Here is a 14,744-nt window from a genome sequence, read left to right as displayed (position 1 = left end):
CCACCGGGTGCAGTTGCCGAGTGCATTGACCGTCGCGTGCGGAGACCGCGCGCTGCACGCTCATCACCGGGCTGCGCTCGGCGCCCCGCCCGTCTCCTCGGCCAGCTGCTGGAGGGTCTGGTCCATGGCCGCGCGCAGGTGGTCGAGGGAGAGCTGCTCGGCGCGCTCGGCGTCCCCGGCGAGGATGGCCTCGAGGATGCGGTCGTGGTCCTCCACGTGGTCGCCCTGGAGCTGCTGCGTCATCCGGAACAGACGACGCAGCTGGCTGTGCAGGCTGCCGATGTGAGCTCGCAGGAGGGGGTTCCCGCTGGCCTGCGCGACGACCTCGTGAAAGTCGAGGTTGGCGGTCGAGGCCGCTCGGGGATCCTTCGCCTCCATGGCCGCCCGTGCGCGGCTCACCGTCTCGCGCAGGGCCCTGGTCTCGTCGTCCGTGTGCCGGGTCGCGGCCAGCCGCGCCGCGAGCGACTCGAGGGCGAGCCGCAGCTCGAGGAGGTGCCTCACCTCGTCGGCGCCGAAGGCGGTGACTACCGCCCCGCGCCGGGGGAGCAGGGTGACGAGCCCCTCGGAGGTGAGCAGCTGCAGTGCCTCGCGAAGGGTGATCCGCGAGACCTCGAGCTCGTCGGCGAGGTCGCGTTCCACGAGCCGGTGACCCGCCGGGAGCTCCCCCTCGACGATGCGTTCACGCAGGTTGTCGGCGACCTCGTCCCGCAGGGAACGGAAACGCGAACCGAGGGACGAGCCCGCGGGGGAGACCATCACGTGACTCCTAATGAGGAATGGGGCGGCAGGATGCTTTGATGGTCGACCATAGACCATGACGAACCGGAGGACCGCATGAAAGCGCCCAAACCAGCCCCCCTCCTGCTGAGGAACGTGCGCACCGCCTGGGGGGCGGCGCCGGTCGACCTGGTCGTCGCGGACGGCGCGGTGGCCGACCTGGTCCCGGCCGGGACCGGCGTGGCAGCCGAGGGGGTCGTGGTGGAGGACGGTGGCGGCGCCCTGGTCCTCCCTGCGTTGGTCGACGCGCACTGCCACGTCGACAAGTCGCTGTGGGGGCGCCCATGGGTGCCGCACTCCGCTGGCCCGGCCCTGGCCGACCGCATCGCCAACGGTGAGTCGCGCCGGGCGGAGCTGGGCCTGCCGGACCCGGCGAGTGCGCAGGCCCTCCTCGCCCAGATGGTGGCGCAGGGCACGACCGCCATCCGCACCCACACCGACGTCGACCCCCAGGTGGGGCTGGCCGGTCTGGAGGCAGTTGCCGAGGCGGCAGCAGGGATGGGCGGGGCGATCGACGTCCAGCAGGTGGCCTTCCCCCAGGGTGGGCTGCTCATGCGGCCGGGAACCTCCGAGCTGTTGAGGGAGGCGCTGGCGACCGGCCTGGCCGACTGCGTGGGTGGGCTGGACCCGGCGGCGGTGGACCGCGACGCGGTCCGCCACCTGGACCTCGTCTTCGGGCTGGCCGCGGAGCACGGAGCCCGTCTCGACATCCACCTGCACGAACGTGGGACGCTCGGGGCGCACACCATGGAGCTCGTCATCGAGCGGACGGAGCGACACGGCCTGCAGGGCCGGGTGGCCCTCTCGCACGCCGTGGCCATCGTCGACGTCGAGCGACCTCATGGCGATCGGCTGGCCGCCGGCCTGGCCGAGCACGACATCGCACTCGTCACCGCGACCGTCTACAACACGCCCGTCCTGCCCCTGGGCTGGCTCGCGGGTCATGGCGTCACGGTGGCCGCCGGCAACGACGGGATCCGTGACCTCTGGGGTCCCTACGGCACGGGGGACATGCTCGAGCGTGCGTTCCTCATGGCCTACCGCAACGGCTTTCGCCGGGACGACGAGATCGAGGCGGCCCTGGACGCGGTGGTCCGCGGCGGCGCCCGGGTGCTCGGCCGTCCCGAGGGGCGGGTGTCCGTGGGGGGCGCGGCCGACCTCGTCCTGGTGGACGCCAGCGGGGTGGCCGAGGCGGTCGCCGTGCGCCCGCCGAGGCGGCTCGTCGTCAAGGGCGGGCGGGTGGTGGCACGTGCGGGCATGGGCGCCGTCCCGGTCGCTGCCGCCGGCCACGCCGCGACCGACGCCGGGGGTGCGGAGCCGGCCGCTCCCGGCCGGTAGGTCGCGATCGCGAGTCGTGGACTCTTGCTTTTGGTAAATGGTCGACCATAGACTGCAGACCGGCAACGAGGCCGGTGAGCGAAAGGGCTCCCATGTCGATCGACGAGAAGACCGCGGTCCTGGAGGCGTGGACGCAGGAGCGCTCAGCAGCCCTGCGGAGCCTGCGACGCCCCACCGACCGGCCGCGCGCGGGCCAGCCGCTCGTCCTCGCCCCCAGCTGGATGGTCACCACCACTCCCTCCGGCGGCCTGGCCCTCCTGCGCGACCACGAGGTGGTCGTGGTCGACGGCACCATCGACGCCGTGCGGCCCCAGACCGGCTCTGTCGACCAGCGGGTCGACCTCGGCGGCCAGCTGCTGCTGCCGGGTCTGATCTCGATGCACAGCCACGTCGCGGGCGGGACGGCCACGCGCGGCTACGTGGAGGGCAACCTCACGCCGATGAGCCGGGGCGCAGAGCTCCGCCAGGGCAGGCAGTTCCTGCACGCCATGGTGATGCTGGACGACCTGGACAGCGAGGACCTCGACGTCATGACCGGCCTCAACCTGGTCGAGATCCTGCGCGGCGGGTGCACGACCCAGGTCGAGATGTCCAAGAGCCTCAAGCAGATGCAGTCCTACGTGCGGGTGGCGCGCGAGCTGGGGGTCCGGGGCTACCCGTCCGGAGCCGTGCCCGGGATGAAGCGCATCCTTCCGATCTGGAAGCGCGGCGAGGACGACACGGTGCTGTTCGACTCCGTCGACGAGACGCTCGCGGAGATCGCCGAGAACCTGGCGTACGCCCGGACCGTCGACGGCGTGGACGACGGTCGCATCCTGCCGATGATGGCGCCTGCCACCAACGCGGTGCACACGCCCGAGACGTATGCCGCGATGAAGGAGGCGGCCGGCGCCCTGCACGGGCTGCATATCCACCTGCAGGCCGGCTACGGCCGTGCGCCCCAGCCCGACACGGTCGCCCTCAACCGCCTCTGGGGCCTGGACGAGGTGCCGTGGCTGGACAGCCTCGGGATCTTCGACGGTTCGGTGCGGGTCTTCGGCGCGCACCTCCTCGGCATCGACTTCGCCCGTGACCTGCCCATCCTCGCCGGCGACCACTTCACCTTCGCCAACTGCCCGTCCGGGACGGGAGCCGGGGTCACCCCCGCCCAGTGGCCGTGGCCGGAGGCGCTCGGCGCCGGCGTGAACTCCGGGATCGGGCTCGACACACACTCGAACGACTACGTCGAGAACCTCAAGCTGGCCGTCATCTACGGACGGATCAGGGCCGACTTCCTGGGCGACACCACGCCCGTGCCCCTCGTGCGGCCGTCGGTGTGGACCGCTGTCGAGGCGGCCACCTTGTCCGCGGCTCGCGGCCTCGGGCGTCCCGACCTCGGGCGCATCGAGGTGGGGGCCAAGGCGGACTTCACCAGCATCGACGTCACCGGACCGCTCGTCGGTGTCGGCACGGTCCCGCGCGAACCGCTGAACCACCTCCTGTACGCGCACGGCAGCTCGGTGCGCAACGTCATGACCGACGGCCACTGGCAGGTCCGCGACGGCGTCGTCATGGACGTCGACGAAGCGCAGCTGCTGCGCCGCGCCGGTGCCGTGGTCGCCCGCATGTGGGACGCCATGGACGCTGCCGACGCCTTCATGGACCAGCCCACCGAGGACCTCGTCCCCGCCGCGCTCTGTGGCTGACTGCCCGCACATCCACTCGTCAGTCCCCCTGCCCGCAACCGATCCGCTCCACCTCCACCCTCCCCGCTGTGCCCCCCACGGTCAGCCACCGGCCGGCCGCCGATCGAAAGCGAACACGTCATGACCCTCCGTACCACCGGGAACACCCGCCGCCGCGTCCTGGCCATCGGTGCCACCTGCGCCCTGGCCGCGCTCGCCACCGCCGCCTGCGGGGTGAACGAGCCCACCACGTCGACCGCCGCCGTCGCCCCCGCCGGATACGACGCCAAGGCCCCCCTGGCGTCCAAGCTGCCGCAGCAGTACCGCGACAAGGGTGAGGTGGTGGTCGGCACGCAGCCCGACTTCGAGCCCGCCAACTTCACGCCGGTCGGTGAGACGGACATCAAGGGCTACAACGTCGACCTCATGAACGCCATGGCCGCGAAGCTCGGCGTCAAGGTGGTCTGGCAGAAGGTGCCCTTCGACCAGCTGCTCATCGGGATGCAGAGCAAGAAGTTCGACGTCGCGATCGCCGGCATGACCGACCGCAAGACGCGGCAGGAGCAGGTCGACTTCATCGACTACCAGTACGCCGGCACGGTCTTCATGGTCGCCAAGGGCAACCCCAAGGGGGTCACCAGCGAGGTCGACGGGGGATGCGGCATCAAGATCGGCGACGTCAAGGGCAGCGACGCCAAGCGGCTGGTCGACCTCATGGCTGCCGCCTGCACCAAGGAGGGCAAGCCGCCGACCCAGCTCATCTCGTTCCCGAACAGCAGCGACAAGAACCTCGCGCTGACCTCGGGCCGGGTCGACGCGATCTTCTGGCCGGACATGGCGGTGTCGGTGATCCAGCGGGAGACTGGCAACAAGCTCGAGTCACTCCCGGTGAACTTCGAGGACAAGGTCTTCCTGGGAATGACCTTCAACAAGAAGGACACCGCCCTGCGCGACGCCTTCCTCGAGGCGCTCAAGGCCATCCACGCCGACGGCACCTACGACAGCATCCTGAAGAAGTGGGACGTCGAGGTCATCAACCTCCCCACCCCCGGCATCAACCTCGCCACGCTCTGAGTCGCCGTCATGGGTAGCGACCTGCAGACCGCCAGAGAGAAGGACGCGGTGGCATCCTCGAGCGCACTTCCCCTCACCGACCCGGGGGCTCCCCTCGATGACCCGGGGGCAGCCGTCCCCGTGAGGGCGCGCAAGCGACGGCGCTACGGGCAGGTCGCCACGGCAGCCGTGACCGTCGTCGTGCTGGCCCTGCTCGTCGACTCCCAACGCAGCAACCCGAACATGGACTGGTCGGTGACCGGCCAGTTCATGTTCCACCCCACGATCCTGCGCGGGGTGGGCGTCACCCTGCAGCTGTCGGTGCTCAGCATGCTGATCTCGATCGCGCTCGCCTTCGTCGTGGCGCTGATGACGCAGAGCGAGAACCGCGTCGCGGCCCTGCTCGGCCGCCTCTACGTCTGGTTCTTCCGTGGCGTGCCGATGCTCGTGCAGGTGCTCCTCTGGTACAACCTCGCCGTCCTCTTCCCGACGATCCTGGGGCGGGACACCAACACCCTGATCTCGGGCTTCACCGCCGGCCTGTGCGCGCTGTCCCTCGCGGAGTCGGGCTACATGGCCGAGATCATCCGGGGCGGCATGCTGTCCGTGCCGCCGGGTCAGACCGACGCCGGTGTCAGCCTCGGGCTCACCCGCGGCCAGGCGCTGCGTCGGATCGTCCTTCCCCAGAGCATCCGCGTGATCATCCCGCCGACCGGCAACCAGTTCATCGGGATGCTCAAGGCCAGCTCGCTCGTCTCGGTGATCGGTGGCAGCGACCTGCTCACCAAGACCCAGCTCATCTACGGGCAGAACTTCAAGATCCTGCCGCTGCTCGTCGTGGCGACCCTGTGGTACCTGCTGCTGGTCACCGTCGCCAGCATCGGCCAGCACTTCCTCGAGCGGCACTTCAACGCATCGCAACGCGGCCGTCGGGCTGCGACCGTGCGGGGTGCACGCCACCCGCGCCGGTTCCTTCCCGTCCTGCGCGCCGGTGCCCAGCAAGGAGGCACACCGTGAGCACCATGACCGAGCCCACGCCGACCGAGCCCACGCCGACCCAGCGGACGACCCCGGCGGCGACGATGCTGCGGGTGGACGGCGTGCACAAGTGGCTGGGCGAGAACCACGTCCTGCGTGGCGTGTCCCTCGAGGTCCGCGCCGGCGAGATCGTCTGTGTCCTCGGGCCCTCGGGGTCCGGCAAGAGCACGCTCCTGCGGTGCATCAACCACCTCGACCCCGTCGACGGCGGCGTCGTGGAGGTCGGCGGCGCCCGGGTCGGCTACGAGCTGCGTGGCCAGGAGCTGTACGAGCAGCGCGAGCGGGACGTGGCCAGGGCGCGCCAGCGGATCGGCATGGTCTTCCAGCACTTCAACCTGTTCGGGCACATGACGGTGCTGCAGAACGTCACCTACGGGCCGGTCCGCATCCTGCGGCACGGCCGGGCCGAGAGCACCCGGCGCGCGGAGGAGCTGCTGCGCAAGGTCGGAATGCTCGACAAGGCCGGGGCGTACCCCTCGCAGCTGTCGGGTGGGCAGCAGCAGCGGGTCGCGATCGCCCGCGCCCTGGCCATGGAGCCCCAGCTCATGATGTTCGACGAGCCCACCAGCGCCCTCGACCCCGAGCTCGTGGGTGAGGTCCTCTCCGTGATGAAGCAGGTGGCGCAGGAGGGGATGACGATGGTCGTCGTCACGCACGAGATCGCCTTCGCCCGGGAGGTCGCCGACCGCGTGGTCTTCATGGACCAGGGCCGCGTCGTCGAGGACGGCCCGGCGCTCGAGGTGCTCGACCACCCCCGGCACCAGCGCACCGTCGACTTCCTGCGACGGGTCAGGTGACGGCCGGGATGGGGAGCGTGGCCGTGACGCGGGCGGCGTGTGCCGCGCTCGACGCCGAGGACCCGCTGCGCGGCTTCCGGGACGAGTTCGCGGTCCCCGACGGGCTCGTCTACCTCAACGGGAACTCCCTCGGCGTCCTGCCGCGGGCTGCGGTGCAGCGAGCCCGTGAGGTCGTGACCGGCGAGTGGGGCGACGGGCTCGTGCGGAGCTGGAACACCGCGGGCTGGTTCGACCCCCCGCGTCGCCTCGGTGAGCAGGTGGGCCGGCTGCTCGACGCAGGGGAGGGCACGACGGTCGTCACGGACAGCACGTCCGTCAACCTCTTCAAGGCCCTGGCCGCCGCGGTGCGCATCCAGGAGGAGGACAGGCCCGGACGGCGCGTCATCGTCTCCGAACGGGACAACTTCCCGACGGACCTCTACGTCGCCCAGGGCCTGGCCGACCTCCTCGACCGGGGCTGGACGCTGCGGCTCGTCGACGACGCCGCCCGAGACCTGGCCGGGGCGCTCGACGACACGGTGGCCGTCGTCACGCTCAGCCACGTGAGCTACCGGTCCGGACGGCTGCTCGACCTCGAGTCCGTCACGCGTGCGGTGCACGCCGCCGGTGCGCTGATGGTCTGGGACCTCTCCCACTCCGCCGGTGCCGTCCCGCTCTCGCTGAGCCGGTCCGGGGCCGACATGGCCGTGGGCTGCACGTACAAGTACCTCAACGCAGGCCCGGGCGCTCCGGCGTTCATCTGGGTGGCACACCGCCACCAGGACCGGTTCACCCAGCCCCTGTCGGGGTGGTGGGGGCACGCGCGCCCGTTCGCGATGGAACCGGCATACGAGCCGGCCGGCGGGATCGGACGCTTCCTGTGCGGCACGCAGCCGATCGCCAGCCTGAGCCTGGTCGAGACGGGCCTCGACGCGCACCTGCGGGCTGACCCGGGACACGTGCGCGCCAAGTCCCTCGCGCTGGGCGACCTGTTCATCTCGCTCGTCGAGCAGCGGTGCGGGAGGCACCCCCTGACCCTCGTGACCCCCCGCGACCACAGACGGCGCGGCAGCCACGTGAGCTTCCGGCACCCGCACGCGTATGCCGTGGTGCGAGCCCTCGCCGCTCGCGGGGTCGTCGGCGACTACCGGGAGCCCGAGCTCATGCGCTTCGGCCTCACCCCGCTGTACCTGCGCCACGTCGACGTGTGGGACGCGGTCGACGCCCTGGCGGAGGTCCTGGACTCGGGGTCGTGGGAGGCCGCGGGGTCCGCGCTCGGTGGGCTGCGGGAGCGCGAGGCGGTCACGTGACGCTGCTGCTGACCCGGGACGACATCCTCCCGCTGCTGGTCATGGCCGAGGTCATCGACGCCGTCGAGCAGGGGCACGCCGACCTGTCCGCCGGTCGTGCCGTCCACCCGTCGCGCGAGACGGTCGCGGTGCCCGGCGGCCAGGCCCTGCTCGTGCCGATGGTGGCAGCCTCCCCGGTCAGTGCCGCCGTCAAGGTCATGACCGACACCCCGGCCAACCGGGCGAAGGGCCTGCCCGTGCAGCAGTCGCTGATCGTCGTCGTCGACGGCGAGCGCGGCCACCACGAGGCGATCCTCGACGGGGGCGCCATCACGCGCATACGGACTGCGGCCGCGTCGGCGGTGGCGACCCGTCACCTCTCCCTGCCCGGCGCCCGGACCCTCGGTGTGGTCGGCGCCGGTGGGCTGGCCCTCGCCCACGTCCGGGCGATCCGGGAGGTGCGACCCATCGAGCGGGTCCTCGTGTGGTCCCGCACGCGGGCACGTGCCGAGGGGCTGGCCCGCGAGCTGCGCGCCGAGGGTGTACAGGTGGAGGTGTGCGCCGGCGAGGAGCAGGTGGTCAGGGAGGCGGACATCGTGTGCACGCTCACCCCGTCCCGGGACGCGCACGTGCGTGGCGCGTGGTTCCACCCCGGCCAGCACGTCAACGTCGTGGGTGCGCCGCCGCGACCCGACCACCGTGAGGTCGACACCGAGGGCATCCGCCGGAGCCGGGTGGTCGTGGACAGTCGCGCGGTGGCGCTGGAGGAGTCGGGCGACGTGCTGATCCCGATCGCCGAGGGCGCCGTCAGCGCGGACCACTGCAGCACCGAGCTCGGCGAGGTGGTCACGGGCACGGCGCCGGGACGGCGGTCCCCGGGCGACATCACGCTGTTCGACTCCGTCGGCCTGGGCCTGCAGGACCTCGTCACCGCCCGGCTCGTGATCGACCGCGCCCGTGCCGAGGGTGTCGGCACCGAGCTGGTGTGGGCCTGAGGGCCGGCTGCTGTCGCCCGACGCCTCCCGACGGCGGTGGCTGCGCCCTCAGGCGACCAGGTGGGCGAACGCGACGATGTTGTCCACGTAGTGGCCGGTGCTCTGGTCGAAGGCCCCGCCGCAGGTGATGAGCCGGAGCTCGGCGCGGCCCTTGGTGTCGCCGTAGACGACGGCAGTGGGGAAGTCCTTCTTGGCGTAGCGGGCCACCTTGTCGACGACGAACCGGGCGGTGCTGCCGTCCTTGCGGGTCACGACCACGGTCGCGCCCTTCTGCAGGGATCCCAGCCGGTAGAACACGGCAGGCCCGGCCTTGCTGTCGACGTGGGCGCCGATGACCGAGGGCCCGAACTCGCCCGGGGTGGGGCCATCGGCATACCAGCCGGCGCGGTCGAAGTCCGTAGGCGCCTCGAGCTCCCCGCGGGAGTCGCGGTGGAGGTCGACGATGCCGCGAGTCCGGACCCCGATGGAGGGGATCGACAGCGCCACCGGCGGGCTGGGGCGCAGGATCGGCCCGAGAGAGCCGTCCTGCACCGAGGCCGCGCCACCGGTGTCCGCTGCCGTGGCCCTGGTGCTGGGGTCCGCCGAGGCGGTGCTCGTCGAGGGAGTGCTCGCCGGGGACGTGGCGGTGGACGCCACGGCGGCGGCTCGGCTGGGTTGCGGCGGCGGGCCAGGGGCGGTCAGCCCCCGCAGGACCAGCGCACCGCCGGCGAGTGCGAGCAGCGCGGTGACCACCACGGCCGTGCGGCCGTGGTGGTCACCGATCCTGCGCATGAGTGACATCAGGCGAGGGACGTCAGGCGGGGGACGTCAGGCCCGGTTGCGGACCTTGCGGGCGGCGAGGGTGCCGGTGCCCGCCGCGGCGATCAGGAGCCCACCACCGAGCAGCATCAGCTCGTCGCCGGTCGACCCGGAGGTGCCGCCGCCGCCGGTCTGCATGCCGCCGGCCGGCGCGGCCAGCAGGGTGCCGCAGATGGCCGGGTCGGTGGCCTCGGTCGGCAGGCTGGGGTCGAGGTCGCTCTTGGCGGTGCCGTCGTACTTGCCGTCCTTGTTGTAGTCGACACCGTGGACGACCACGACCGCCTTGCCGTCGACGATCGCCTGCGCGACGTCGGGGGAGACGTTGATCGAGCCGCGCTCGTAGCTGAGGTTGCCGCCGGGCGCGGTGTCGTAGCGGTCGACCGCCAGCGTGCTCTTGGGCGACGTGTCACCGGTCTTGGTCAGGGACACCACGACGGGTCCGTATGCCGGGCCGCCCTCGGTGGTGTTGAGGTGGCCGTTGCCGTCCTTGTCGTCGCTCGCGGTCGGGCACTCGTGCCGGGCGTCCGCGCCGAAGTGGATGTGCGCCGCGTGCGGGTTGTCCGGCAGCAGGCCGTTGGCGCGCATGGTGACGTCGATCCGGGTGCCGGTGACGGTGACCATGGCGGTGCCGCTGCCCTGGACGCCGTTGAGCGCGACCGGGCGCAGGGTGGCCGTGGTGGTGCCGTCGGCCGCGTGGGCGACGCCGGCGCCGAGGAAGGGGACGAGGGCGGCCGCGCCGAACGCGATGCCGGCCAGCTTGGAGGTGGTGCGCATGCAGGACTCCTTTGTCGGATGCGGCCGTCCACGACCGCGCGTCGAATGTGGTGCTGACGCAGGGGTGTTCGTTCACCCCCTCGGAAGCGGATTGGATGCGCCGCGAAACCATCCGCGCGGAGCCGCTCCGGTGGAACCGCTCCGCAGCCCTTCGCCGGGAGTTCGCCTCGACGTCACCCGGACGTCGCGGGGGCTCGGTTGGGTCCTCTCGTCGCCCCTTCCGGGGCCCAGAAAACCGGAGGACTTCATGAAGACCATCACCAAGGCATCCACCGCCGCGGTCGCGGGCACCGCCATCGTCGGCGCCGTCCTCGCGCTCGGGTCCGGCTCGGCCACGGCCGAGTCGTCGACCTGGGTCGGCGGCGACGTGCCCGCGCCCAACGCGCGAGTCGGCGTGCAGAACAACGTCCTGGCCCCCGGGCTCCGCACCACGCCGGTCGCGTGGGGCGCCCTCGGGCTGACCAACGCGGACACCGCGGCCGGGATCACCCACTACGGCTACGACACGGCGAACGGCGGCCCGCTCACGCAGGACCAGAAGGAGGCGTTCAAGACCGAGCCCGACAAGAACGTCTACCTGACCTTCGCCGGTCACCACTACCTGTACCAGGGCCACGAGGGCGGCCCGCGCGGCTACGTCACCCGGATCGACCTCGACCAGGCCGACCCGGCCAAGCGGGTCGCGCTCATGAGCGACAGCGACACGTCCGGCGGCACGCTGCCCACCTTCGACGGCATCACCTGGAACCCGTTCACGCGCCAGCTCATGCTCACGGCCGAGGCCAAGGCGCCCCACGGCGGTGTCTGGGCCCTGTCCCTCGACGACAGCGGCAACCCCGTGACCGGCAAGGCCGTCGGGCTCCCGGCGCTCGGGTCCGGCGGCTACGAGGGCATCCAGAACGACTCGGCCGGCAACGTCTGGCTGGTGGAGGACATCGGCGGCGCGTCGGTGTCCGGCGGCAAGAAGCCCAACAGCTTCGTCTACCGCTTCGTGCCGACCGACAAGGCCGACCTGACCGCCGGCGGCACCCTGCAGGCGCTGCAGGTGCAGCGCCACGACGGCTCGCCGATCACTGCCGCGCAGCTCGCCGCCGACCCCGCGTCGAGCGACATCGTGGCCCTGCACGACCCGCGCCGCTCGTTCGCCACGAAGTGGGTCGACGTCCACAGTGGCACCGCTGCCTTCGACGCCACCGCGTCGGCCGCGGCCGCCGACGCCACGCCGTTCAAGCGACCCGAGAACGGCGTCTTCCGTCCCGGCACCGGCTTCGGCGAGTTCTACTTCACCGAGACGGGCGACACGAGCACCAGCAGCACCCTGCCCGGTGCCAACGGCGGCGTCTTCCGCATCGCCCAGTCCTCGCCGTCGGCCGACACCGGCCGGGTGTCCATCGTGGCGGTCGGCGACAAGGCGCACAGCGGCCTGGACAACATCGCGTTCGCCGGCCGTGACGACCTCCTCGTCGTCGAGGACGCCGGCGACGGGATGCACCAGCAGCGGAACGCGCTGGACTCCGGGTACCGCATCGACCTGCGGCGTGCGGCGCAGGGCGACAAGAAGGGTGCTCGCATGACCCGCTGGCTGGCCGAGGGCCGTGACGCCTCCGCCCTGTACGACGCGACCACCTCGCCCGGCTACAACGACGGCGACAACGAGATCACCGGCATCCACGTCTCCGACGGCGACCCCGGCGTCGGTGGCCTGCTCGGCGCGAAGCTGCCGCACCCCTTCGACGGCACGTGGCGGGTCTTCTGGACCCAGCAGCACGGCGACAACGTCACCTGGGAGGTGACGGGCGGCGCCGAGCGGCGCTGACCGCCCGACCGTCCCAGCGGCGCGGCCTCGACCCCGATGGGGTCGGGGCCGCGCTCGTCCCGGCTCGTCGACGCGTGTGCCGTGCCGGCCGACCCCACCGCGTGTGCCGTGCCGGCACCCACCGCGTATGCCGTGCCGGCACCCAGCCGGCGTGGCGTGCCGCCGCGGACGGCGAGACCATGAGCCATGGACGGCAGCAGGCACCGGGAGGTCGAGCGGAAGTACGTCGTCGACGACGAGACCGCCGTCCCGGTGGACGGGGCGCCGGCAGGGACCCGGTGGACAGGTCCGGTCGAGGTGCGGCTGGAGGCGGTCTACTTCGACACCCCCGACCTCGACCTGCTCCGGCGGGGTGTCACGCTGCGACGGCGCACCGGCGGCGAGGACGCGGGGTGGCACGTCAAGGTGCCCCGGGCGCAGGGAGACCGGACCGAGCTGAGGCACCCGCTCGGACGGGCGGTCCGGTCGGTCCCGTCGGCGGTCGTCGACGAGGTGCGCGCCATCGTCCGCGACCGCGCCCTCGCGCCCGTCGCGACGGTCACCACGCACCGCACCGAGTACGCGCTCGTCACGGACCTGGGCGTGGTGGCCACGCTCTGCGACGACCGGGTGACGGCCGACTCCGCCCACGGCGGGGGCGGACGCACCACCTGGCGCGAGTGGGAGCTCGAGGTCGCCGAGGACGCCCTGCAGCCCAAGCAGGTCCTGAAGTCCGTGCACCCCCACCTGCGCGGCGCCGGGGCCCGGCGGTCCGAGGACTTCTCCAAGGTCCACCGTGCGCTGGGTCTGTCCGCCGACCTCGGTCCCCCCACGACGAAACGGCCACGAACGGCACGCGACGTCGTCCGGGGCAGGCTGGCCGACCAGGTCTCGGTGCTCCACCAGCAGGACGCCGCCCTGCGTGCCGGCGACCCCGCTGCCGTGCACCGGCTGCGCATCGCGGCGCGGCGCATCCGCGCAGCCCTGACGACGTGCGAGCCGGTCCTCGCGGTGGCGCTGGACGACCTCCGCGAGGAGCTGCGGTGGTTCGGCCAGGTCCTGGGCCCGGTGCGCGACGCCCAGGTCCTGCGCGAACGCCTCCGCGCCTCCCTCGACACCCTCCCGCCGGACCTCGTCCTGGGTCCGGTCCGCCGTCGTCTCGACGTCGAGCTGCGCAGGCAGGAGCGGGACGCCCTGGCTGCGGCCCGCCTCGCCCTGCGCTCCGAGCGGTACTACCGCCTGCTGGACCGCCTCGACGACCTCGTCGCGGACGTGCCGCTGTCACCCGCCGCCGAGGGCGCGCCCCGCCGCGTCCTGCCGGTCCTCGTGCGCCGGGACGCGCGCAGGCTGCGGCGGGCCGTGCGGGCGGTGGACCGTGCCGCTGCGGACCAGCGCGACGCCGCCCTGCACGAGGCCCGCAAGAAGGCCAAGCGGCTCCGGTACGCGGCGGAGCTGGCTCGCCCCGCCGGCTCGGCCCGCGCCGGGAAGCTGGTGCGGCGCGCCAAGCGGGTGCAGGAGGAGCTGGGCCGGCACCAGGACTCGGTCATGGCGCGGGAGGTGCTGCGCCGGCTCGGGGCCCAGGCGTTCCTCGAGGGCGAGAACGGCTTCACCTTCGGACTGCTGCACGGGCTGGAGCGTCTCGCGGCCGCCGACTCCCAGGCCCGGTTCCGACAGGCCTGGGCGCAGGTGCCGCGACCGCGCGTCGCGGAGTCCTGGGTGACGCGCGACTAGGCGGGCGCGGCCGGTGGGGTGGCCGCGGTCGCGGGCGGCGCGGCGTGGCCGCTGCGCACCGCGCGGGCTGCGGTGGCCACCTGCGCCACGCCGAGGATCACGAGGATCCAGCCCCCGACCCGGGTGAGCGTGAGCAGCGCCAGGGCGGGCCAGAACAGGATGACCAGCGCCCCGACGACCGAGAGCACCCCGCCCACGGCGAGCAGCGCCCGCTGGCCCGGCTCCCGCCCGCCGGAGAAGGCGCTGACGAGGTCCCCGGCACCGTCGAGCAGCCAGCTCACGCTCACGAGCACCACGATGACGGCCAGGGAGGTGAACGGGTTGCGCATGCAGATGAGCCCCGCGATCGTCACCATCACCCCGAGGACCACGAGCAGGGCCCGCACCCACGTCTCCAGCCCCGGCGCCGCCACCCCCAGCAGGATCCGCCGGATCCCGGTGACGAGCAGCTGGGCCCCGAAGAGCACCGCCACGACGACCAAGGTCACCCCCGGCCAGGCGATGGCCGCGACCCCCAGGACGACGCTGCACACGCCGACGACCACCCCGGCCCAGCCGAGCCGTCGGCGCAGCTCGGGTGTCAGCCCGGGGACCAGGCCGGGCGGCGCCTCGGACGACCCGGGCAGGGAGGACGGTGAGGACTCGGACATGGCGGCCCCTTCGCTGCAGCACGGTGACCGGCGTCCCTCGTCGCCGCACGAGTAGCGTGCGCGTGT

13 protein-coding genes are annotated in these 14,744 nt (G+C 72.8%); 9 read left to right on the top strand and 4 right to left on the bottom strand.

What is annotated here, in order from left to right:
* Nucleotides 1-63 precede the first annotated feature (63 nt).
* Nucleotides 64-756 carry a GntR family transcriptional regulator gene (locus tag RKE38_RS05165; RefSeq protein WP_316006374.1) on the bottom strand — a complete coding sequence of 231 codons (693 nt, stop codon included), beginning with the start codon at nt 754-756 and terminating at the stop codon, nt 64-66.
* 78 nt (nt 757-834) lie between these two features.
* Between RKE38_RS05165 and RKE38_RS05160 the strand changes: the two genes are divergently transcribed.
* The 7 genes from RKE38_RS05160 to RKE38_RS05130 all read left to right on the top strand — a co-directional run bounded on the left by RKE38_RS05160 (nt 835) and on the right by RKE38_RS05130 (nt 8,930).
* A complete protein-coding gene (locus RKE38_RS05160) occupies nt 835-2,115 on the top strand; it encodes an amidohydrolase (RefSeq protein WP_316006373.1) in 1,281 nt (426 codons plus the stop codon).
* A gap of 92 nt (nt 2,116-2,207) precedes the next feature.
* Nucleotides 2,208-3,800 (top strand): amidohydrolase family protein, encoded by a 1,593-nt coding sequence (locus RKE38_RS05155; RefSeq protein ID WP_316006372.1) that lies wholly within the window; start codon nt 2,208-2,210, stop codon nt 3,798-3,800.
* Nucleotides 3,801-3,920: 120 nt separating this feature from the next.
* Nucleotides 3,921-4,853 carry an ABC transporter substrate-binding protein gene (locus RKE38_RS05150; protein ID WP_316006371.1) on the top strand — a complete coding sequence of 311 codons (933 nt, stop codon included), beginning with the start codon at nt 3,921-3,923 and terminating at the stop codon, nt 4,851-4,853.
* A 48-nt stretch (nt 4,854-4,901) separates the two neighbouring features.
* Nucleotides 4,902-5,849 carry an amino acid ABC transporter permease gene (locus RKE38_RS05145; protein ID WP_316006370.1) on the top strand — a complete coding sequence of 316 codons (948 nt, stop codon included), beginning with the start codon at nt 4,902-4,904 and terminating at the stop codon, nt 5,847-5,849.
* 5 nt (nt 5,850-5,854) lie between these two features.
* Nucleotides 5,855-6,667 carry an amino acid ABC transporter ATP-binding protein gene (locus RKE38_RS05140; RefSeq protein ID WP_316007600.1) on the top strand — a complete coding sequence of 271 codons (813 nt, stop codon included), beginning with the start codon at nt 5,855-5,857 and terminating at the stop codon, nt 6,665-6,667.
* Nucleotides 6,668-6,675: 8 nt separating this feature from the next.
* The gene (gene kynU, locus RKE38_RS05135; protein ID WP_316006369.1) at nt 6,676-7,956 is read left to right on the top strand and encodes a kynureninase; all 1,281 of its coding nucleotides are present in this window, start codon (nt 6,676-6,678) and stop codon (nt 7,954-7,956) included.
* Nucleotides 7,953-8,930: an ornithine cyclodeaminase family protein gene (locus RKE38_RS05130; protein WP_316006368.1), complete on the top strand. Its 978-nt coding sequence runs from the start codon at nt 7,953-7,955 to the stop codon at nt 8,928-8,930. The genes kynU and RKE38_RS05130 overlap by 4 nt, the downstream gene beginning before the upstream one ends.
* Nucleotides 8,931-8,978: 48 nt before the next feature.
* Here the strand turns inward: RKE38_RS05130 and RKE38_RS05125 are convergent, their stop codons facing one another.
* Nucleotides 8,979-9,701 carry a class F sortase gene (locus RKE38_RS05125; protein WP_316006367.1) on the bottom strand — a complete coding sequence of 241 codons (723 nt, stop codon included), beginning with the start codon at nt 9,699-9,701 and terminating at the stop codon, nt 8,979-8,981.
* A gap of 36 nt (nt 9,702-9,737) precedes the next feature.
* Nucleotides 9,738-10,502 (bottom strand): CHRD domain-containing protein, encoded by a 765-nt coding sequence (locus RKE38_RS05120; RefSeq protein WP_316006366.1) that lies wholly within the window; start codon nt 10,500-10,502, stop codon nt 9,738-9,740.
* Between the two features lie 247 nt (nt 10,503-10,749).
* On the opposite strand from RKE38_RS05120, the gene RKE38_RS05115 reads away from it, so the two are divergent.
* Complete coding sequence (locus RKE38_RS05115; protein ID WP_316006365.1) at nt 10,750-12,318, top strand: alkaline phosphatase PhoX; 1,569 nt, start codon at nt 10,750-10,752, stop codon at nt 12,316-12,318.
* A 186-nt stretch (nt 12,319-12,504) separates the two neighbouring features.
* Entirely contained in the window at nt 12,505-14,028 is a 1,524-nt protein-coding gene (locus RKE38_RS05110) for a CYTH and CHAD domain-containing protein (protein ID WP_316006364.1), read from the top strand.
* Here RKE38_RS05110 and RKE38_RS05105 read toward each other — a convergent pair.
* A complete protein-coding gene (locus RKE38_RS05105) occupies nt 14,025-14,678 on the bottom strand; it encodes an HdeD family acid-resistance protein (protein WP_316006363.1) in 654 nt (217 codons plus the stop codon). The genes RKE38_RS05110 and RKE38_RS05105 overlap by 4 nt on opposite strands.
* Nucleotides 14,679-14,744: the final 66 nt, after the last annotated feature.

The sequence above is a fragment of the Phycicoccus sp. M110.8 genome (assembly GCF_032464895.1).
Classification (GTDB): domain Bacteria; phylum Actinomycetota; class Actinomycetes; order Actinomycetales; family Dermatophilaceae; genus Pedococcus.
Note: the sequence above shows the minus strand (reverse complement) of the source record. Positions and strands in the feature narration are given on the sequence as shown.

Bases quoted from the DNA above. Each gene is read 5' to 3' on its own strand.
- RKE38_RS05165 (WP_316006374.1), bottom strand. From the start codon at position 756: ATGGTCTCCCCCGCGGGCTCGTCCCTCGGTTCGCGTTTCCGTTCCCTG.
- RKE38_RS05160 (WP_316006373.1), top strand. From the start codon at position 835: ATGAAAGCGCCCAAACCAGCCCCCCTCCTGCTGAGGAACGTGCGCACC.
- RKE38_RS05155 (WP_316006372.1), top strand. From the start codon at position 2,208: ATGTCGATCGACGAGAAGACCGCGGTCCTGGAGGCGTGGACGCAGGAG.
- RKE38_RS05150 (WP_316006371.1), top strand. From the start codon at position 3,921: ATGACCCTCCGTACCACCGGGAACACCCGCCGCCGCGTCCTGGCCATC.
- RKE38_RS05140 (WP_316007600.1), top strand. From the start codon at position 5,855: ATGACCGAGCCCACGCCGACCGAGCCCACGCCGACCCAGCGGACGACC.
- kynU (WP_316006369.1), top strand. From the start codon at position 6,676: ATGGGGAGCGTGGCCGTGACGCGGGCGGCGTGTGCCGCGCTCGACGCC.
- RKE38_RS05125 (WP_316006367.1), bottom strand. From the start codon at position 9,701: ATGCGCAGGATCGGTGACCACCACGGCCGCACGGCCGTGGTGGTCACC.
- RKE38_RS05120 (WP_316006366.1), bottom strand. From the start codon at position 10,502: ATGCGCACCACCTCCAAGCTGGCCGGCATCGCGTTCGGCGCGGCCGCC.
- RKE38_RS05115 (WP_316006365.1), top strand. From the start codon at position 10,750: ATGAAGACCATCACCAAGGCATCCACCGCCGCGGTCGCGGGCACCGCC.
- RKE38_RS05110 (WP_316006364.1), top strand. From the start codon at position 12,505: ATGGACGGCAGCAGGCACCGGGAGGTCGAGCGGAAGTACGTCGTCGAC.
- RKE38_RS05105 (WP_316006363.1), bottom strand. From the start codon at position 14,678: ATGTCCGAGTCCTCACCGTCCTCCCTGCCCGGGTCGTCCGAGGCGCCG.